This window comes from Ensifer sp. B1-9, from assembly GCF_050474445.1.
Classification (GTDB): domain Bacteria; phylum Pseudomonadota; class Alphaproteobacteria; order Rhizobiales; family Rhizobiaceae; genus Ensifer.
The window spans coordinates 61,628-80,770 of sequence record NZ_JBCHVG010000020.1 but is presented as its reverse complement, the minus strand read 5'-3'; the positions used below and the strand labels follow the sequence as shown (position 1 = coordinate 80,770).

The following is a 19,143-nucleotide window of genomic DNA, read 5'->3' as shown; positions in this document are numbered from 1 at the left end:
GTCCGGCAATATGCAGCCGTCTTCAGCTGCGAGCTGGATGGCCTCAAGGCCAATAAGCCGGAACGCACGAAGGTCTACTATCTGGATTGAGCCGCGAACATTGTGAGTAAATCTCAGGGCCGCTTGCGTTTCCGACGGCCCGGCATATCCTACGCTCGCGCATGTGAGCATAAGGCGGCCGCCTGGCGTCATGGAATATCAGGCCGCTAGCTAAGAACCAGCATCGGTTGGCGATCCGAAAATGCTGATGATCAATTCCCGCCAAATCCTCGAAGGATATCGACATGGATTCCCATGCCGTAATCGAAGCGTTGCCCCTCAACGGAGATCAAAGGGCCGCCCTCATAGAGATAGCAAACCGGGTTTTCGAAAAGGTCATCGATCGGATCGAACCCGAGAACGAAAACCTGACCCGGAAACTGTGGGACCCCGGCGACTACATCGACAACCATTTCTTTCAAATGCTGCAAGCCAGCGGCCGTGACGGGATATTGCCGATGAAGTTGGATTATGCCGACTACCTCATCGATGCGTTCCTCTGGCACCATGTGGTGGACATAGCTGAGCAGGCCGACAAGCAGGCCGAATTAAACTGAAGACAGCAAAAACTATAGCCCCGGTTTTTCCGGGGCTTTTTTCTCGGATGGCAGAGGGTCTTGTATTAGTCCTCTTTTCGGTGCCCGATAAGGGAAGGAAAGCGAACGCGGCAAGAAAGGACGGAATAACCGATGGCCCGAATTTTCGAAGGCAGCCCCTATGACCGCGGCCCTTGCCAGCGTTGTGGCAAGCCGTCGGAAGTCGTCCTCAAGATCGGCCAGCAAGTCGTGAACGGCGAGGACAAGTATCTGCCGGATCGTCGGCTATGTCTCGCCTGCTGCGAGATCGAGAAAAAGGAACTTTGGGAAGCAGGAGTAGGAACATGACAGCTGAGATCGTGCCTGCCGACTTCCCCGGCCTTGAGAGCCTATGCTGGAACAGGAGCAAGACGGCTCCCATCGATCGAGAGACCGCATGGGCGCTGTATCGGGCCAACTGGCGGTTTGTCTGGCAAGACACCCTGACGGACGACGAGCGGGCTTTGATCGAGAGCCTTGAGGACGAATTCGGCAATGGAGAACGGCTGCTCGGAACGGCCGGCCCGCCGCCTGCGTTTGCTCGCCTGATTACACCGGAGGAAGCGGCCGAAATCCTCGGCATCGATCTCGTTTTATTGGAGCGCCGTATCAGAGCGGGGCGTCTCTTGTGTCGCGAGATCGACGGCCAGGTAGGGATCGGCCTCGCGGACGTGCTGGCCTTGAAGGAGGCCGAGGACAAGCGAAATGCCTTGATGGCAGAAATCTACGAAGACATGGAAGGCGTCGATAGCCCTCCAAATGGGCCTCAGCGCAGGATATAAATCCGGCAACCCGAGTTGTAAGGCGAACATTTAGAAATCTCGGATAGCACTTGACGACGCAAAGCAGTCGGGAGTGCAGGCATGGACGTTAAGTCATCACAGGTCACGGGCAACGCTGCCTCTCACTACGCCGCGTGGCAATTGTCGCGCAGGGGCTGGAACGTCATGTTGACCTCCAGAAATGCCAAAGGCAGCGACCTGTTTTGCGCAAACGACAGTGAGACGATCCTCTTCGGAGTTCAAAGTAAAGGACTGACGAAGCGTGATCCCGTTGGGCTTGGTACAAATCTCGCCAACTTGAGGTCGGATTGGTGGATCATCACGATCAAAGCCAAAACCGAGGCCCCGGTCTGCTTCATCATGACGCTGAATGAAGTGAAGGAGCTTTGCCACCACAGCGATCCGGCAAAAAGCAGGACGGGCGCGGCGTCGATCTGGCTCCAGCCGTCTGCGTATGATCAGCCACAGTTCCGAGAAGCGTGGCACAGGTTCGAAACGCTGAATTCGATCGATGTGCCGAAAACGGTGATTTTGCCTGCCTGAACAGGCGCGATGTAAGCCCCGAGAAAATACGTGGGTTCCGACGCCGCACGAAATGATTGCTTTCAGCTACATTCCTATAATCAAGTGATTCGCCGCCATTCGACAGGTGAACCCGCGCGGCATACGGATTGGGGCATGTCGTTCTTCAGAAATTCTGTCGTCCAGGGTGGTTCTTGGATAGCTTTCATTGGATGTGGGCTATGGACCTACTATGAGCCGGGGTTTGAACCCGCTATCGGCCTGATCCTCGGGGCCGTCGGCATTGCCTCCAACTACGTCCCAATCTTCGATAAGAAGGGCCGAGTTCTGACACCGGAAAGGAAAATCGAGCTCCGCGACAAGTGGCGGCCGATCTTCAAAGACTATTTCCTGCAGGCTGCTCGAGAAAAATACCGAACTGATGTGATCGTCCACGACGTGGCCCGCGTCGATGACTATCCGAACACCGATGAGAAGGAAAAGGGCATTTCTTCGTGGTTTCGCGTCGGCTTCATGGGAACCTATGATCGCGGGGTCTTGCTGGGTCTGCGGTGGACCTATGTGAACGAGGAGGCCAGTGGCTGGAAGGAATACACGTCCAGTCCCCCGGCTGGAGCAATCAAGGTTCTGCTACTCGGAGCGGTCCCCTACGAGATGATCGAATCGTTCAACCCAGATGGCGACGACTACTACAACAAGCCGCACCTCTACTGTCATTTCGATTTCGGAGGAGAGCCTTACGAGAGGCTGTTCTACGGCGAGCGAAACCAGCTTTTCGAGGACGCCCCCTACTACTTCACCGAGATTGCAGACTTCACAAAGCCGGGGCTTTTAGAGCGCCTCAAATGGCGGTTCCGGAGGCGATAGGACAGTCGCGATGGACGAGATGACAACATCTGCGCGAATTCGAGCGCTTGCCGCGGAGGGGGTGCCGAGATAGCCCGACAGCTGGGTATCCGTTACCAGCACGCCCGCAACGTTCTGAAGAGAGGCAATCCCTTGTCAGCGCCGACGGTCAGACAGAAATGGGTTGCGCCCTCCCCTACTACGAAACCTCCATTGCCGTTGTCCGTGCTGATCGAAGGAGGCTTTGTCCCTGCGGGCCGCTGGATGTTCTCGCCTACCGAGGAACTGATCGTGGACGTTCCCCTCCCCAAAGAGGTCGGCGTCTACGCGTTCGTGAAAGACGCCATTGCCGTGTATGTCGGGGTCGCGACGATGGGGATTGCCAAGCGCCTGTATTTCTACGGCAGGCCGGGAATTACGCAGCGGACAAGCCAGCGGTTGAACGCCCTCATTAAGAACGAACTGTTGGCGGCCGGCGCTTCGATTGAAATCTACGTAGCGATCCCACCCGACCTGGAGTGGAATGGCCTGCCCGTCCACGGTAGCGCGGGCCTCGAGCTTGGCCTGATCAAGAAATACGCCCTCCCGTGGAATATGCGGAGCGCGGGTTGAGCAGCAATGCGCTTGCATTCGTCAAATACTTTAGGTTGAAGTTTCGCCGTAGAGAAGGATCAATTCTCATATCCTGAAGGCGGCGAAGGTGGCTTATGAATAACTTCAACAGAATGACGATAGTCGCAGCGTGCCAACTTGTCGGGGAAGCTAATTCGCATAACGACATGGAGGTTCTCGAAGCCCAATGGGGCATTTCCGGCCGCTGCAATGCCTCAAGCAAATCAGGCCGTGTCGCAGCGCTGGCCCGGATAGCTCTGGACGAGGATTTGGAGGTCATGACGAAAGTCGGCCGCGTTCCTCTTGGCAGGGCATTGATCGACCTGGCGCTAGAACTCAACGAGAGAAGGCGTAACGAGGACAGCTGGACAAAGCTGGTTTCCGGCCTCCGGTTCGACGGTTTCGAAGTTATCGAGACAGAAGAAGAGGTGCTATCGCGTGGCGGGATGTTCCCACGCATGGAAAAGGTAAGGACGCTCGCCCGGATGCTTCCTGCCGATGTCCCCGAACTGGATTTCCGTGAAGCCGAAAGTGAAGTCGTCCAGCTTCTGGATCGGCACGGTTTTTCGGTCGCCAAAGGACACCTTAGGTTGGCGCTCTCAGCATTTGAGCGTGGAGCGTGGTCGTCCGCGAACGGCGAGCTTCGGAAACTGTACGAAAGCTATCTGGACGAAATAGCGGACAAGCTAGGCTATTCCGGTAAGGATGACAGCAAATTGAAGCGCGACTTCCTCGGCACGGTGCAGCCCCCGTTCCTTTTGGAAGACTACAACGAGTGGAACGCGAACAATCAGAAACCCCAGTATATTCAGGGGTTGATGAGCAGGCTGCATCCACATGGCGGTCACGCAGGCCTTTCCGAAGAAGAGGATGCGACGTTCCGACTTCAAATCACCCTGATAACCGCGAGACTGCTGCTTCGTCGGTTTGATCAGAGAGTTCCTTGAGTAGGGACATGTCCGTGGAGATTGTCCCTCTCCAAATCCATTGGGGTAACTTCGAAACGTTATCGTCGGTCTACGATCTGGCGAACTGCCTGATGCACCAGTGGCCCGCTGAAACCGACGGCGATGCCTACGTGACGGCCCTGATGGTCTGCTCGGCGGTTTTGGAGGGTGGCGAGGACGATACGGCTGAACATGCTAGGGCGGCGTTTATCGAGGCGGCGCACGAGGCGGGCCTTGACGTGGCGGGTGACGATTTCGGCCCTGATTTTTAGTATTTCCATTAGTCATCGGCTAACTGCCGATTGCTAAGACCACCTTGGGTTTAAAAAGGGGTAGGTCTATGCGCGCGTTCTTGCAGCCATTGGAAAAATATCTGTCATTCGGGGCAATTGGTGGTCTTATCGGGGTTTGCAATGACATTGCAACGCCTCTCGCAGGGTCGAACATTTACGGCGTGATGGCGGGCGTTGTTGCTCTCGTCCTCGGCTTTCTGGCTGCTGCTACGCTAGGCATCCGCAGCGACATCACCAAGGGCCTGCTCGGGGTTGGCGCGATCATGACCACGCTTAGCCTGTTCTTCCTGACGCAAGAGCCCAGCGGCCCGAATGAGGGCGATACTGGCTATCTGGCCTCCCGTTTCTCGATCATCGAAAAAGCGCAAGACAAGCTCGTTAGCAAGCTTGGCGACATTCATCAGGAGACGGTGAAGATCGCGGACAACACGGCACAGATTGCCGAAAATACGGACGATCTGCGCGGCTTCTCGATTGATCTGACGCGGTTTAATCAAGCTCTTGAGAACGGCGACAAGCGCACGGTCGCACTGGCTTGTAGGTCGGGAATGCGCGCCTCCGAGTTTATCTTTAACGGCGGCATTCATGGTCGCGAGGGGCCGCATGGCACCTATGGCGACGACGATATGGTGGCGTTTCTGATCGAAAACGGCTGCGTCAACGCCGAAAAGCTCTGTCCCGACCTGACAAAGATGGAAGACTCGTCCGACTATCTGGCTGGCCCTCCAGCCCGCTTTGCGATCCTTGATCGCGTGGAGCTCATCTGCGGGGCCGACTTCCGCAAGGAGGTTGCCGACTGGCAAGCGGGCGACACGGCTTGGCGATAAGGCGTTTTCGCCGTCCTCGATCGCCGCCCGTTCTGACTACCGATAAGGAATGTTATCGGAACTCAGGCCGTGAAAACGGGCATAGGAGTGATCGGAACCGAGGGGCGCTTAGGTTCAACAAGAGCCTCAGCAATCCTGCAAAACCGCCGCTGGAAGGGCGGGCGCAAGTCTTCGCAGTGTCGGCCCGTAGATAAATTCGGGAAAAGGAGACGCCTTACTCGGGAGTGTATTGGCGGAATCAAGTATCAGTCTTAGGTTGAGATAAATACCAAGCCGGGATTCGTCAATGACACACGTGTATCAGGGCCGTGAGCAGACTGAAGCCAAGCATTTCATCCTGCGGCGATACCTGCAGACACTGGCTTTTAAAACCCTTCATGGAGGCTGGGGCACCCTCGCCTACATTGACGGTTTCTCAGGGCCTTGGCAGTCAAAGACGCCGGATCACTCGGACTCGTCTTTTATGATCGCGGTCCAAGTCTTGAAGGATGCGCAGGCGAAGGTCCGCCAATCGGGGAAGCAACCGCGCATTAAGTGCTTCTTCTCTGAAGAGAATCGGGATTCATTTGCCCAACTTCAGGCAGCGGTGGCACCGCATCACGATCCAGCGAATGATTTCTTTATCGAAACGTTCAACGGGAAGTTTGAAAACGCGGTCGGTCAAATCCAAAAGACAATGGCCAATTCGTTTGCTCTCACGTTCATCGATCCGACTGGATGGACTGGCTACGAGTTCGACAAGGTAAAGCCGATTTTTGAGCACGCCCCAGGTGAAGTGCTTCTCAACTTCATGTTCGACTTCGTCAACCGATTCACCGCTTCCTCGGACCCCGCAACGCTGGCGTCGTTCGACGGAATTCTCGGTGCCAACTGGAAGGAGCGCCTCGATCAATCATTGCCAAGAGAAGAAGCCCTGATGGGTCTCTTCACCGAGCAGTTTTGGAATGCCGGAAAATTCCAATACGTCCTCAGCACCCCTATCGAAAAAATGTCGGATCGTACTCACTTCCACATTGTCTATGGGACGAGAAGCCCTGAGGGGTTGGCGGCCTATCGTGATGTCGAATATGCGGCTCTCAAGGATCACGGCATGCGTCGCGCAGCAGCTCGCGAGGTTATCCGGGAAAGCAAGACGGGGCAGATCGCACTATTCGGCGCGGATGAAATGGCTTCCTTGGCGGAAGTCTCGATGGAAGCTCAAATTGCGAGCATCAAGGTTCTGGCGAAGGACTGGCTCCGCGAGCAGTTGCCAAGCTGTCCGAAGCCATTTTCCGACATCTGGCCGCCGATGCTCGATAAGTTCATGCTTAGGAAAACTGACGCCAGAGATATATGTGCGGAGCTTGGAAAGGCTGGAGAAATCAAGGAAACTTGGCGCTTGAACGGGTCAAGACGGCGTAAGCCTGACGACGCGGATCGGATCGAACGACCTTAGGCCGCGATTGCGGGCATGTTGTCCCACGTCCTGCCACGATAGGAGCGCCCGGTTTTCCTCTTATTATGCCCTCCCCACTGTTTGAAGAAGAAGGCGGTGTCAGCATCGGTGCACATATCGAAGATTTCGTCGATCCACGCCGGGCTCATGGGGCGTGCCTTTGGGCCAGATTCGCCGCCGACGATGGCCCAATGGATGCCTTTGAGACTTCCTGCGGAAACCGAGCCGATAAGCGGTTCGAAGGATACAAAGCGGACGGCTGCAGGGACGTGCCTTAATTCGTCCAGGCGATGAACGACCCGGCCATCTTCTACGCTTGCACCGAGCCAAACGTTCGGCAGCACATCGAAACCATCCTGCAGAATGGCAGCCATTCTGTCCGGTCTCTTTGTTAGAATCTGGTAGGTATGCCGAGGCGTCTCCGCCATGACGGACCAAACCTTGTGGACGAAGTGGACCGGGACATCCGGATGGAATAGGTCCGACATGGAGTTGACGAAGACGTTCCGTGGCCGAGACCATGTCTTGGGAATTTGGAGGGCGTTTTCATCGAGATAGAGCGCACCAGTCCACTTTGGGCGGCCGCCGCTCTTCCGTGTCAGGCCACGATACTTCTCGACGCCCATCGCTTCCAAACGCGCCGCCATGCGCATGGCGTAGCAGTTTGTGCAGCCAGCACTCATGATCGAGCAACCCGCGACCGGATTCCAGGTTGCATCTGTCCATTCGATAGTCGTCTCTGCCATCATGCGCTCCCGAGGTGCCCCGGAGTGTATCACGGTTAGTAAACAAAGCTGTAAAGGACCACCCCATGCGCCAACGGCCATGTAGGATATGAATCGAAGCGGCATAGTCGCTGCCTAGAGACCATAAGCTTGCTCCGCTGGCCTCCACAAGCTATTGCCGAGATGACGAGCTCTACGGCCGAGTATTTACCAATGAACCTAATCAAGTCCAAAAAGCGCGTTGCCGATCACGGAGAGGTGTTCACGCCGCCGTGGTTGGTCGAAAAGATGTTCGATCTCGTTAAGGGCGAGACCGAACGCATCGACTCCCGCTTTCTGGAACCTGCCTGCGGCAGTGGGAATTTTCTCGTTCCCATTCTGCAACGTAAGCTCGCGGCCGTGGAGCTGAAATTCGGGAAGTCCGATTTCGAGAAGCGTCACTACGCCCTGCTGGCGTTGATGTGCGCTTATGGGATCGAATTGTTGGCGGACAACATCGCGGAATGCCGTGCGAACATGATGGAGGTGTTCGCCGACTACCTCGATCTGGATGAGGCGGACGAACTCTATCACGCCGCGTCTTTCGTGCTGTCGCTCAATCTCGTTCATGGCGATGCGATGACCATGCGCGACACGGAAGGCGCGCCGATCCGGGTGGTCGAATGGGGCTATCTCGGAAAGGGTAAGTTCCAGCGGCGCGATTTCCGACTCGATGTGCTGACGGGCATGGGGAGTTTCAGCGCAGAAGGCTCGTTGTTCGCCCATCTCGGGAAGCACGAAATTTTTACACCTTCTAAGATATATCCACCGATGACGGTGCGCGATTTGGCGGGCGGGGACATTTAGGGGGAGCCGCATGAACGAACAGGCCGGGTTTACATTGCGGGGCCGCAACCCCGATGTTCTGACCTGCATCGCCAACCTTTCCAACGACGAAGTCTTCACGCCGCCGGAGTTCGCCAATCGGATGCTCGACACGCTGGCCGAAGCATGGGCCGCACGCAACGGCGGAGCGGACATCTGGGCCGACAGTTCGGCGCGTTTCCTTGACCCCTGCACGAAATCGGGCGTGTTCCTGCGGGAGATTACCGGACGGCTGATAAGAGGGCTGGAGACGGAAATCCCGGACCTGCAATCACGGGTCGATCATATCCTGACGAGGCAGATATTCGGCATCGGCATCAGCGGGTTGACCAGCCTGATGGCGAGGCGCAGCCTTTATTGCTCGAAACGCGCCAATGGCGAACATTCTGTCGCCAAGAGTTTCGACAGCGATGAAGGCAATATCTGGTTCGAGCGCACCGAGCACTCTTGGGATAAGGGCCGATGCGCGTTTTGCGGAGCCAGCAGGGAGGCCCTTGATCGGGGCGAAGGGCTGGAGACCCACGCCTATGCGTTCATTCACAATTACGACATCAAGGCTCGCATTGGCGAGTTATTCGGAGCCGACATGCAGTTCGACGTAATTATCGGAAATCCACCGTATCAAAGTACGGGTGGCGGCGGTGGGACCAATGATTCCCCAATCTATCAACTCTTCGTCCAGCAAGCCGTGCGATTGGAGCCGAAATTCCTCTGTATGGTTATTCCATCAAGGTGGATGGCTGGTGGTCGCGGGCTTGGCGAGTTTCGCGCCGAGTTTCTCAGCGACCAGCGCATCCGCACTCTCGTTGACTACGAGAACGCCAAGGATGCGTTTCCCACCATGGGCATCGGGGGCGGAATTTGCTACTTCCTATGGAACCGCGACAATCCTGGGCTATGCGAAAGCACCTATCACCGAAATGGCGCGACTATTGGGCCTTATCCGCGCGCCTTAGACGAGTTCGATGTCTTCGTGCGTGACAAGCGGGCGGTAGACATTTTGCACAAGGTGTTGGCGGCTGGGGAGCGACCGTTCGAGGAGCTTGTCAGCGGAGATACACCTTTTGGATTGGCGACGAATTTTACGGACTATGCTCGGGATGAGATGCCGAATGATGCGCAGGTGCTTCTCTATGCCAACGTCGGAACAAAAAGAGTCCGTGGCGCTATGGCCCGCGAGGCGATCAGCAAGAACGCGCACTTGATTGACGTTTGGAAGTTGTTTCTCCCCGTCGCTGGCTCTGGCCGTGAGCGAGAGAGAAGCGGTGTAGACGTGGTGCTAGGTCCGTCAATAATCGGTGAGCCGGGGTCTGTATGCACTCAAACCTATCTCGCCGCCGGTCCCCTGAGTTCAAAGGAGGAGGCCGAGAGTGTCGAAGCATATCTACAGACAAGACTAGCGCGGTTCCTTGTGTCCCTTCGAAAGCCAGCCCAACACGTCTTCCGGGGTATGTATCGCTGGGTTCCCGTCCAACCGTGGAACCAGACTTGGACCGATGTTGCTCTCTATAAAAAGTATGACATCAACGAAACCGAGATCGCCTTTATCGAACAGATGATCCGCCCGATGGGAGCGGATCGTGAATAAGCCCACCGTAGAGGAAATTCTCACACCCAAGCCGGAAGCGCGCCCGCGCATTTACGCCTATGCGATTGCCGACGCGGCGCACGCCGGGTTGCTCAAGGTCGGCCAGACGACGCGCGACGTGAAGCAGCGTGTCGCCGAACAACTCAAGACCGCCGCGATCACGAATTACACCATCGAACTCGACGAAGCCGCCGAGCGGGACGACGGCGGCATCATCACCGACCATGCGGTGCGCGATGCCTTGAAACGTAAGGGCTTCGCCAACCCGCAGCTCGAATGGATGCAATGCACGATCTCCAATGTGAAAACGGTGCTGGCCGAACTGCGTACAGGTCAGCAATTCACAGGCACGCACCACGAAACCTTTCCGCCGCGTGAAGAACAGGCCGCGGCCGTGGAACAGACCTACGCCTACTACCATTCCCGCTGGCAACAGGACGCAAACGCCGTCCCGCGCTTCCTTTGGAACGCCAAGATGCGTTTCGGCAAGACCTTCACCACCTACCAGCTTGCCAAGAAGCTCGGCGCAAAGCGGGTGCTGGTGCTGACTTTCAAGCCCGCCGTGGAGGATGCATGGCAGACCGACCTTGAATCGCATGTCGATTTCGACGGTTGGCAATACCTAAACACTGGGCGCGACCCCAGCCAAATCGACGACGGCAAGCCAGTGGTCTATTTCGGATCGTTCCAAGACATGCTCGGACGTGACAAAGCCGGGAACATCAAGGCCAAAAACGAATGGCTCCACGCGGTCAATTGGGACCTCGTTGTGTTCGATGAATACCATTTCGGCGCATGGCGCGACACCGCCAAGGAACTGTTCGAGGGCGAGGATGCGGCGGTCGCCAGGAAGGAAACCAGTCTCGAATATGCCGCCGATCTGGAAGAGGTGAATGAAGACCTTGGCATGCTCTCGGAGAGCGAGGTCGAGTTCCTGCCCATCACCACGCGCGCCTACCTTTACCTCTCCGGCACTCCTTTCAAGGCGCTGGCGACTGGCGAGTTCATTGAGGAACAGATTTTCAACTGGACCTACACGGACGAACAGCGCGCCAAAGCGGAGTTTGCCGCCCGCAATCCGGGGAAGCGCAATCCATATGGCGCACTGCCGCAAATGCGACTGTTGACCTACCAGATGCCCGACGAGTTGCTTGCAATTGCCAGCGCCGGCGAGTTCGATGAATTTGACCTCAACGCGTTTTTCGCCGCCACGGGCACAGGCGACACGGCGTCGTTCAAGCACAAGACCGACGTGCAGAAATGGCTCGACATCATTCGGGGCGGATACGCGCCGCAAGCGGTTGACAGCCTGAAATCCGGCACGCGGCCGCCATTCCCCTATTCGGACGTGCGGTTGCTTCCCTACCTGCAACATTCATTCTGGTTCCTGCCCAACGTCGCCGCCTGTCATGCAATGGCGAACCTGCTGGCGGAGCGGCACAATACCTTCTGGCATGATTACAGGGTGATCGTGGCGGCGGGAACGTCGGCAGGGATTGGACTCGAGGCATTGCCGCCCGTCCGGCAGGCTGTCGGCAGCGGTTTCGACACGAAGACCATAACCCTGTCCTGTGGCAAGCTGACCACGGGCGTGACGGTGGCGCAATGGTCCTCGATCCTGATGCTCCGCAATCTGAAATCGCCGGAAACTTACTTTCAGGCCGCGTTCCGAGTGCAATCACCGTGGTCGATCAGGAATCCGAACGGCGACAATCCGAATGAGGAAGAAATCCTCAAGCCCGTCTGCTTCGTGTTCGATTTCGCACCGACGCGCGCGCTGCGGCAATTGTCGGAATATGGCATCGGTCTTTCTCCAGGCGAGCCGAACCCCGAGAACGCTGTGCGGGAACTTGTCTCTTTCCTGCCCGTGCTGGCCTACGACGGTGCGAACATGACGCAGATCGACGCGGGCGGTATCCTCGACATTGCGATGGCCGGAACCTCGGCGACGTTGCTCGCCCGAAAGTGGGAATCGGCGCTGCTTGTCAACGTGGACAACGCCACGCTCGGCCGCGTTCTCAACGATCCCGATGCGATGGCCGCGGTCGAACGTATCGAGGGCTGGCGGTCACTCGGCGACAACATCATCGAAACCATCATCAACAAGAGCGACAAGGTCAAGGAACTCAAGCAGAAGGCCAAGGTCGGCGAACTCACGGCGAAAGAGAAGAAAGAGCTGACCGACGAGGAGAAGGAATACAAATCCAAGCGCAAGCTCGTGCAGGAAAAGCTCATCAAGTTCGCCACCCGTATCCCCGCCTTCATGTATCTCACGGATTTCCGCGAAAACACGCTTCAGGATGTCATCACCAAGATTGAGCCGGACCTATTCCTGACCGTGACGGGTTTGACCGTGGCCGACTTTCACCTCCTGGTGCGGCTGAAAGTCTTCAATACCGAGCGGATGAACGAGGCCGTCTTTGCCTTCCGCCGCTATGAGGATGCCTCGCTGCGCTACACGGGCATCGAAAGCCACGAAGGGCTGACCCACTACGGCCTCTACGACACCGTTGTGGCCAAGGAGTCGCCATAACCGGCTATCGGCCGAACGCCCGCCGTGGCTCGGGCAGCCTTCCTCCGTCGATCACTTCGAACGGCTTCCGGCGCTCGATCGGTGCCCCGGTCGGACGCTCCGGCGCTGCGGAGAAGTATGGCGCAATGTCCGCGATCTGGATGCGTCTGCGGGCCATCGTCATCTTGAGCGCCTGCCGGATACTCGTCCCCGCTTCGGAGATCGATGCATACCCGCCACACATAGCTTGCAGCTGCTCAGAGACCCGCTCCCGCATGTGATACGAGACCCGGCTACCTTGAACTGGAAACCGGATTTGCATGGCGAGCTCCGCCAGGTCGGCCTTCCAATTCAGGCGGGCAGCCGAGGCAGCACTCCATCGGCGCTCCAGCTGCGCTTCCCTGCGCAGGAGTTCGACCTGCGTCTCCATGTGGTCGCGGTCGGCTCCTTCGGGGACTTTTCTCGATAGCTGGTGCATCGTCTCGAGGATGATAAGTTTCGCGATGGACGGTGATTTCGGTTCTGTCTGCATGGTTCCCTCTCCATTTGGAAACCAAGCGTCGGATCGGGGCATGCAAGAGACAAAAGGAAATCCCGCTCGAGGCGGGGCGTCCGTCGAGCTCTTTCCGTTCCCACAGACAGTCCAGATGACGCTCTCGGCTACAACTCGCAATCATGCTATGTTCTAGGCTACCACCTGTGGAGAAAGAACATGAGGCGCGCCACCTTAATTGCCACAGCCCTTGCCGTTGTCCTGGTCCCCATAGAGGCAAGTGGCAGCATCCGCGCATACAACAAATGCGCCAAGTCCTACGGCGGCGAACAATTAGAAACGGGGGGGCAGATACTCTTCAGTATCCTCACTTTCGATCTGTTCGGCTGGGGCAAAGGGCACGCGCGGCAGTATCGCACGAGCAAGGCGATCCGGAAGAACTGCTGGCCGCTCCTAACCCCGGACGAGCAACGCATGATACAGAAGCGAGTTACGAACGAAGTTCGAAGGGAGAAGCATGAACGGCCATGGCAAAAGGGCGGCGACCCGAGATGACCTGATTTGCCGGATAGGCAAGGCTCCCCGGCTGCGTTATGCCCTAGTCATCATGTTAGCCATGGCGTCGTCAGAGGCACTCGGGCAAGTTCTATGTGGTGATCGTCTGGAGGATTTTCTCACGGAATGCGTGAGTGAATGCGAACAGCCAGCCTGCCAGGCGATGTGTCAGCTACTATACAACACGAGAAAGAAGGAATGCGACAGCGACAAAGCGTCTGCCTCGTGCGAGACCGTTTGTGAATCACTCTATAAGGAATGCGCGTCCACGATAGACGACAACCGACGATGCAGGGAACTGCGTAGCACCTGCCTTGCAGACAGTTGTTGATTCCAACGGACTTCCGGCAAGGGACAAAAGAAAACCCCGCTCGAGGCGGGGCTTCGTGGTTTGATTACATGCCGATTTCCGGCCCTTTCGGAGCTGGCGGCTGCGGGGTGTCGTAGCCTTCCAGCTTTGCCTTGGCCTGCTGACGGGCTGCGATCTCGGCGGCCCTTTCCTCTGGTGTCTTGGGAATAGGGCGGGTGATGCCCCTGATCTCGTCGTTCCAGTCTTTGAACTCGAGCGGCGGGCGGCGTGTCTCGATCTTAGCTTCCGGATTGCCCTCGCGGATTGCAGCGAGCGTCTTCTGCTCGTTGTATTCGTCGGGGCGCTGGCCCATGCGGTTCAACTCGTCGTTCTGGCCGACATAGTGGAACTCAATGTGCGGGTTCTCCTTCGCGAGCTTGTAGAGGTCGGCAAGTCCGGTCTCTGGTGCGCTGCCTCCGAGAGCCATGATGACGCTGCCCGACGGCAGGCCGTCCCTCTGGCAAAGGCTCATGCAGTCGATGGGCGCTTCGCCCACGTAGACGCGCTTCGCCGTCGAGAGGTCTCCCATGACGGCAAGGTGGCGCTCGGTGTCCTTCGCCATCTTGTTGAACGGGACCAGCTCGCCCTTGTCGGTCGTCATCATCTCCGATCCGCGCCGAATGAAGCCCGTAAGGTTGCCCTCGCCGTCCCGGATCGCGAACATCACGCCGTTCCGATTCTGGCCGTCGAAGCTCTTCTCGCCCTCGCAGCGGAATCCGTTCCTGAACATTGACTGCGTTTCGACAGAGATGCCGCGACGGTTCAAGAGGTAGCCGCTGACGGCTTCCTTCGCTCCGTTCCACCATGCGCGGATGTCTTGGAACTTCTCGGCCGCGTATCCGCTCGAAAGGATACGGTCGAACGTCTCACGTGGCGTCTCGACCTTGTATTCCTTGCGCGGACGAGGTGAGCTATCGGAGCCCCGAGCGGACCATGTGCTGAATTCCTCGCGGAGTTTTTGACTTGCCTCCAGAAAGCGCTTCTTGTCGCCCTTGCTCCCTCCATCGAGCCATACGCGAAGATTGCGGATGTCGCCATGAACGCCGTTGCGGATGAAGAAGCCCCAATCTCCATTGGCCTTGTGATAACAGACACATCCCAGCCCTTTACCAAATGTGAGCTGGTATTCAAGCGCCGTTCCACCACCACCTCCGCGGCTCCTGTCCTTCACCTCTTTTGGCCTTTTCGATAGAAGCTCCGCACCGTTTCTCGTCATGTAGTCAATGAGGTTCACGCCCTTCAGAACACCAATCTCATTATAGTCCAGCGGAATGTGCTTCCCGTTTACGCTAACACCCTCTTTTCGATCCTTCGGCGCGTTGTAAGTACGATCCAGAATTCCTTGAATGCTTTCCGCATCCGTCTTCGGCAATGCCTTCTCGCGTTCCTTCATTGCGGCTGCGCTCGATGCCACGACATCAGCAAACGGAGACTTCCGCTTAAACCTGTCCGCGCTGTTAACTGCCCCCTGATTATCGTTCAATTGTTCTTCCTCCCTAACTCCATCATTGGCCTCACCGGAAACCTGGTTAAGCCTCTCATGGAATTCTTTCGCACCACCAAGAAAGTCAGAAGCGTTATTTTTTCCCGACGCCTTCGAGCATTCAGAAATGTAGTTATCGAGAATCTGCTTGCCTGTTACGTCGGCTTCGAGTTCGTCATCTTCCTGCTTCGTGTTTCCGCTGCCCGAAACACTGAACGTTTTGCCTCCGTCTACCGCGAGGTCGTTCGCGTGCCTTGCGCCGTCGATGAACGTCGTCATCGTCGCCTTATGCCTGGTATAGCCGACGTATGTATTTTCGGTTGAAAGCGGCGCTTTCGAAGCGTTGATGCAGTGCCGGGCAGTCATCCCCTGCGCGGCATAGAACGTCATGGCGTCGGCAATCGCGATCTTTGGCAAATGCCGAAGTTCGTCGTCCTCATCTCGGAGGCTGTTCACGAATTCCGACGGGGCGAAGCTCGTCTCCCTTCCGTCGTCCCAACGGACGGACAGGATCGGTTCCTCGCCTTCCCGCAGCTTGATTGCGGTGATCGTGCCGAAGCTGTTGTTCGAAATCTTCTCCTGACCGAGAAGCACGGTTTCCCCGATGATGATGCGGTCACCTGTCATCAGGCTAAGGTCGGTCCTGCGTCCGTCCGTGCCACGGGTTACCGCTTCGATTTCGACGGCCTCGCCTGTGAGTTCGCCGCGGGCGATCTTCTGCTCTCGGATCGCCATGTTGATGCGGGCAACCTCGGCGTTCGTCGTAGCCAAGATGACGATGCTGCCGGGGTCGTTGTCGCGGAGGTCGAAGAAGCGCTCAACGGTCCTCTTCTCCACCTCGTCCGCATCCGCACAGACAATGATGCAGCAGTTGTCGATGTAGGCCATCAAGGCGTCTTCGATGCGATTGTCAGCGAGGGCTTTGGAGGCTTCGCGCTGCCATAGGTCGTCCTGGCGGGCGATCTCCATAAGGCGAGGACCGCCTATCAGGTCAACGACCATTCGCATCGGTGCGCCCGCTGCCACCGGAGGCAGCTGCTTGTAGTCCCCGACTGCCACCATGCGGCATCCAGTTTCGAGCGCGATCCTCTCGAGCGTATGCCAATCGACGCTTCCGATCATTCCGGCCTCGTCTACGATCACGAGGTCATCCTCACCAAGCTCGAGCTTACCCCTCTTGAAGTCGGAAACCAGCTTGGCGACGGAGAACGCCCTGTCCCGATCGATGCCAACTTCCTTCTGCAGGACATCCACGCTTCGGTGCGTCGGGCCTGCGATAGAGACTTTCAGCCCGTTTGCCTCTGCGACCTCGCGGGCCTTCACCATCGCTGTCGTCTTGCCCGTTCCGGCGTCCCCCGTAACGGTCACGAACTGATTGCGGCCGAACATCGCGTAGATCATGTTCTCCTGCTCGGGCTTCAACCAGAACGTCTTCCCGTCCGGCGGCGTGATGCCTTCCGAAAGCACCAAGTCGATCTTGCTTTGGGAAATAGGGGAGCGGTTCCCCTGCATCTGCTGGGCCATGCCGAGGATTTCGGCTTCGAGCGTCAGCACGGCCTCGGTCGAATATACGGGCTCCTTCGTACGGCCCTTCGTGCCGATCTCCACCAATCCGGCGTCGGCCTTCACGTTCTCGTAGAGACGGAGTGCTTCGTCAGCTCCCACATGGACTTGCAGCTGCTCCAAAGTTTCCGTGAGGAACTTCCTGCCTTCGAATGCGGAATCGAGCTCCAGCACTCTGTTGACAGCGTTCTTCTTGATCTCCGCGACCTTGAATTCAAGCTCCGTCTCGGGCAGCTCTTCGCCTGTCAGTCCGGCTTCCTTCTTCTTCTCATCCCACTTTTCGGCGCGTTCTCGTTCCATCTTCCGCCCCGTCATGTCGAGACTTTCAATGACGGTTTCAAAGGAATGTCCGAGCGACTGCGCTTCGACATTCCACATCGCATAGAGCTCTTCAATGGGCGGCAGTTCGGATTTGTCCTTGCGGGTGTCGTAGGACGCATACTGCGCGGCTGTCTGGTGGGCAGCCGTATTCGTGTATCCGCGCTCGAGCATCTTCTTCAAAATGGCCTTCCGGCGCTTCGAGAAGTGCGTGCAGAGGTCTTCGGGAATTCCGTTGAAGGTGAGGTTCCGACCGTCCTTCGAAATCGATGCCTGGATACCGATCTCTGCAAGTCGCGTCTGGATTTCATGGAACATCTCGGCGCGATAGAGGGCCGAGGCTGCGCCACGATACGACATGTATTTGTAGTTATCGAGCGCCCCGACCTTGCCATCCTCACGGCGGCCGATGTTCGGGATGACGTTGTGCGTATGCAGCTGCATGTCGCCGTCGCGGGACGTGAAGTGCGTAAAGGCCGCCGACGCATACCAGGTGGCACCAGCGCGATCCTTGCTGCCGTCTCCCTGACGGGTCTGGAACGCGTCGATGCTGAACAGGTAGTCCATCGATTTCGCGTTCGCGCTCTCGTGGGCTTCAAGGATGATCTGCGCGATGTTGCGGGCGATCGCACCAACATTTCCACCTTTGCCCTCGGCCGCTTTGGCGAGGCCGTAGAGAACGGAAACTGGCTTGGGTGCGTTGTTCGTGCAGTCGAAGGCGACATAACGGCTGCGGGCCGTCCGCTTCATCAGAACGTCGTCGTTGGCCGGATCGATGCCACGGGTGATCTTGTCGAGGACATCGAACTGAACGTCCTCCCCGTGCTTGATCAACTCGGTGATGGGGATGACGTCTTCGTGTTTGCAGAACACCTGCCACCTACCCATCAGCGAGCCATCCCGACGAGACGTTTCGTTGTCGGTGTAATACTGCATGTTTTCCGCACGACTGCGCTTGTCCTGCTCGCGGAAATACTCAACCGAGTTGATCGGGATTGCGTTCGTGAACATGGAGGCGCTTACTGCTCGTCGGCAAAAGAGAAGTCGGGAGTGAAGCCTTCGACGGCCGAGGTGGATTCGTCCTCGTCGCCAAGCTCCCGTTTTGCCGCCGCCTGGAACCTCGCGATGGTGCGGAGCATTGCCTTCATGTCTTCGAACATCGTCCGCATCTCAGCCATGTCCTGATGCTGCTGCGTAATCAACGGGACGAGGCCTGCGTGGGTCGCCACCGCCTTCCTAATGAGAAGGCCCAGCTTGTTCTTGTCTCCGGTGATCTCGGCCATGCGCTCGATGTATTCGAGATCGACTGCACGGAACTCGATCGTCTTCTTCACCTTGCCTTCGGCCAAAACCTTCTTTGGCCTGCCCATTTTCTTCGTTGTCTTCACTGCCGCATCCATTGCCTATTCCCTTATTTTGTGGCTACGGAAAACAGCGTGTTTTCAATGGCCTACCGACTTTTAGAAGGACGCACTAGCGCTCGGAACGAGCTTAGTGTGTCCTCAGAATTCATTCTGACCAGATGACCATGCCTATCGGCAATGCCATCGTCAATGGGCGGGAAGGAATTCTCAATGATGCTTGGATGACTTCGAAAGAGCAGCAAAAGCAATCATCTACCACCGTAAACCCGTTATCCAAACAGGACCGAAAGAGGAAGGCGAATGCCGACGAAGGAGCGATGAAACGGGATAACGAACGCAAGTCGCAATTCTGATTGCAATGATTATGAGAAAAGAAACCAAGGCAATCTAAAGGGCCGTCAACATATTGACGGGCAGGAACCCGTTGGGCACCATCGCCGCCGACTGCAAA

At 57.2% G+C, this 19,143-nt stretch carries 19 protein-coding genes; 15 read left to right on the top strand and 4 right to left on the bottom strand.

Features of this window, described 5'->3' with window-relative positions; translation table 11 throughout:
• Positions 1 to 284 precede the first annotated feature (284 nt).
• From ACQ5BM_RS30280 to tcmP, 10 genes are all read left to right on the top strand, one after another.
• Entirely contained in the window at positions 285 to 596 is a 312-nt protein-coding gene (locus tag ACQ5BM_RS30280) for a hypothetical protein (RefSeq protein WP_429819250.1), read from the top strand.
• A 132-nt stretch (positions 597 to 728) separates the two neighbouring features.
• Positions 729 to 923, top strand: a complete 195-nt coding sequence (locus ACQ5BM_RS30275; protein WP_429819248.1) for a hypothetical protein — start codon at positions 729 to 731, stop codon at positions 921 to 923.
• Positions 920 to 1,396 (top strand): hypothetical protein, encoded by a 477-nt coding sequence (locus ACQ5BM_RS30270; RefSeq protein ID WP_429819246.1) that lies wholly within the window; start codon positions 920 to 922, stop codon positions 1,394 to 1,396. Before ACQ5BM_RS30275 ends, ACQ5BM_RS30270 begins: the two co-directional genes overlap by 4 nt.
• 81 nt (positions 1,397 to 1,477) lie before the next feature.
• Positions 1,478 to 1,939 (top strand): hypothetical protein, encoded by a 462-nt coding sequence (locus ACQ5BM_RS30265; protein ID WP_429819245.1) that lies wholly within the window; start codon positions 1,478 to 1,480, stop codon positions 1,937 to 1,939.
• 135 nt (positions 1,940 to 2,074) lie between these two features.
• The gene (locus ACQ5BM_RS30260) at positions 2,075 to 2,785 is read left to right on the top strand and encodes a hypothetical protein (protein ID WP_429819243.1); all 711 of its coding nucleotides are present in this window, start codon (positions 2,075 to 2,077) and stop codon (positions 2,783 to 2,785) included.
• Positions 2,786 to 2,977: 192 nt separating this feature from the next.
• On the top strand, positions 2,978 to 3,376 hold the full coding sequence (locus ACQ5BM_RS30255) for a GIY-YIG nuclease family protein (RefSeq protein WP_429819241.1): 399 nt from the start codon (positions 2,978 to 2,980) through the stop codon (positions 3,374 to 3,376).
• A 95-nt stretch (positions 3,377 to 3,471) separates the two neighbouring features.
• Positions 3,472 to 4,323: a hypothetical protein gene (locus ACQ5BM_RS30250; protein WP_429819238.1), complete on the top strand. Its 852-nt coding sequence runs from the start codon at positions 3,472 to 3,474 to the stop codon at positions 4,321 to 4,323.
• 8 nt (positions 4,324 to 4,331) lie between these two features.
• Positions 4,332 to 4,595: a DUF982 domain-containing protein gene (locus tag ACQ5BM_RS30245; RefSeq protein ID WP_429819236.1), complete on the top strand. Its 264-nt coding sequence runs from the start codon at positions 4,332 to 4,334 to the stop codon at positions 4,593 to 4,595.
• 68 nt (positions 4,596 to 4,663) lie between these two features.
• The gene (locus ACQ5BM_RS30240) at positions 4,664 to 5,443 is read left to right on the top strand and encodes a hypothetical protein (RefSeq protein ID WP_429819234.1); all 780 of its coding nucleotides are present in this window, start codon (positions 4,664 to 4,666) and stop codon (positions 5,441 to 5,443) included.
• A gap of 286 nt (positions 5,444 to 5,729) precedes the next feature.
• Positions 5,730 to 6,878 carry a three-Cys-motif partner protein TcmP gene (tcmP, locus tag ACQ5BM_RS30235; protein ID WP_429819232.1) on the top strand — a complete coding sequence of 383 codons (1,149 nt, stop codon included), beginning with the start codon at positions 5,730 to 5,732 and terminating at the stop codon, positions 6,876 to 6,878.
• Here tcmP and ACQ5BM_RS30230 read toward each other — a convergent pair.
• Entirely contained in the window at positions 6,875 to 7,624 is a 750-nt protein-coding gene (locus ACQ5BM_RS30230; RefSeq protein WP_429819230.1) for a DUF5131 family protein, read from the bottom strand. The two genes, tcmP and ACQ5BM_RS30230, sit on opposite strands and share 4 nt — an antisense overlap.
• A gap of 192 nt (positions 7,625 to 7,816) precedes the next feature.
• Here ACQ5BM_RS30230 and ACQ5BM_RS30225 point away from each other — a divergent pair, with 192 nt between their 5' ends.
• The 3 genes from ACQ5BM_RS30225 (at position 7,817) to ACQ5BM_RS30215 (ending at position 12,588) form a co-directional block, all read left to right on the top strand.
• Positions 7,817 to 8,449, top strand: a complete 633-nt coding sequence (locus ACQ5BM_RS30225; RefSeq protein ID WP_429819228.1) for an N-6 DNA methylase — start codon at positions 7,817 to 7,819, stop codon at positions 8,447 to 8,449.
• Positions 8,450 to 8,459: 10 nt separating this feature from the next.
• Positions 8,460 to 10,055 (top strand): Eco57I restriction-modification methylase domain-containing protein, encoded by a 1,596-nt coding sequence (locus ACQ5BM_RS30220; protein WP_429819226.1) that lies wholly within the window; start codon positions 8,460 to 8,462, stop codon positions 10,053 to 10,055.
• A gap of 88 nt (positions 10,056 to 10,143) precedes the next feature.
• Positions 10,144 to 12,588, top strand: coding sequence for a DEAD/DEAH box helicase family protein (locus ACQ5BM_RS30215; protein ID WP_429819224.1), 2,445 nt, complete (start codon positions 10,144 to 10,146; stop codon positions 12,586 to 12,588).
• Positions 12,589 to 12,592: 4 nt separating this feature from the next.
• On the opposite strand, the gene ACQ5BM_RS30210 is transcribed toward ACQ5BM_RS30215, so the two are convergent.
• Positions 12,593 to 13,099 carry a hypothetical protein gene (locus ACQ5BM_RS30210; RefSeq protein WP_429819222.1) on the bottom strand — a complete coding sequence of 169 codons (507 nt, stop codon included), beginning with the start codon at positions 13,097 to 13,099 and terminating at the stop codon, positions 12,593 to 12,595.
• Between the two features lie 180 nt (positions 13,100 to 13,279).
• Between ACQ5BM_RS30210 and ACQ5BM_RS30205 the strand changes: the two genes are divergently transcribed.
• The gene (locus ACQ5BM_RS30205; RefSeq protein WP_429819220.1) at positions 13,280 to 13,615 is read left to right on the top strand and encodes a hypothetical protein; all 336 of its coding nucleotides are present in this window, start codon (positions 13,280 to 13,282) and stop codon (positions 13,613 to 13,615) included.
• Between the two features lie 395 nt (positions 13,616 to 14,010).
• Here ACQ5BM_RS30205 and mobF read toward each other — a convergent pair whose 3' ends face one another.
• Together mobF and ACQ5BM_RS30195 are read right to left on the bottom strand one after the other, a co-directional pair.
• Positions 14,011 to 18,339: a MobF family relaxase gene (gene mobF, locus ACQ5BM_RS30200; RefSeq protein WP_429819218.1), complete on the bottom strand. Its 4,329-nt coding sequence runs from the start codon at positions 18,337 to 18,339 to the stop codon at positions 14,011 to 14,013.
• A gap of 8 nt (positions 18,340 to 18,347) precedes the next feature.
• Positions 18,348 to 18,716, bottom strand: coding sequence for a hypothetical protein (locus ACQ5BM_RS30195; protein WP_429819216.1), 369 nt, complete (start codon positions 18,714 to 18,716; stop codon positions 18,348 to 18,350).
• A gap of 134 nt (positions 18,717 to 18,850) precedes the next feature.
• Here ACQ5BM_RS30195 and ACQ5BM_RS30190 point away from each other — a divergent pair, with 134 nt between their 5' ends.
• On the top strand, positions 18,851 to 19,045 hold the full coding sequence (locus tag ACQ5BM_RS30190; RefSeq protein WP_429819214.1) for a hypothetical protein: 195 nt from the start codon (positions 18,851 to 18,853) through the stop codon (positions 19,043 to 19,045).
• Positions 19,046 to 19,143 lie beyond the last annotated feature (98 nt).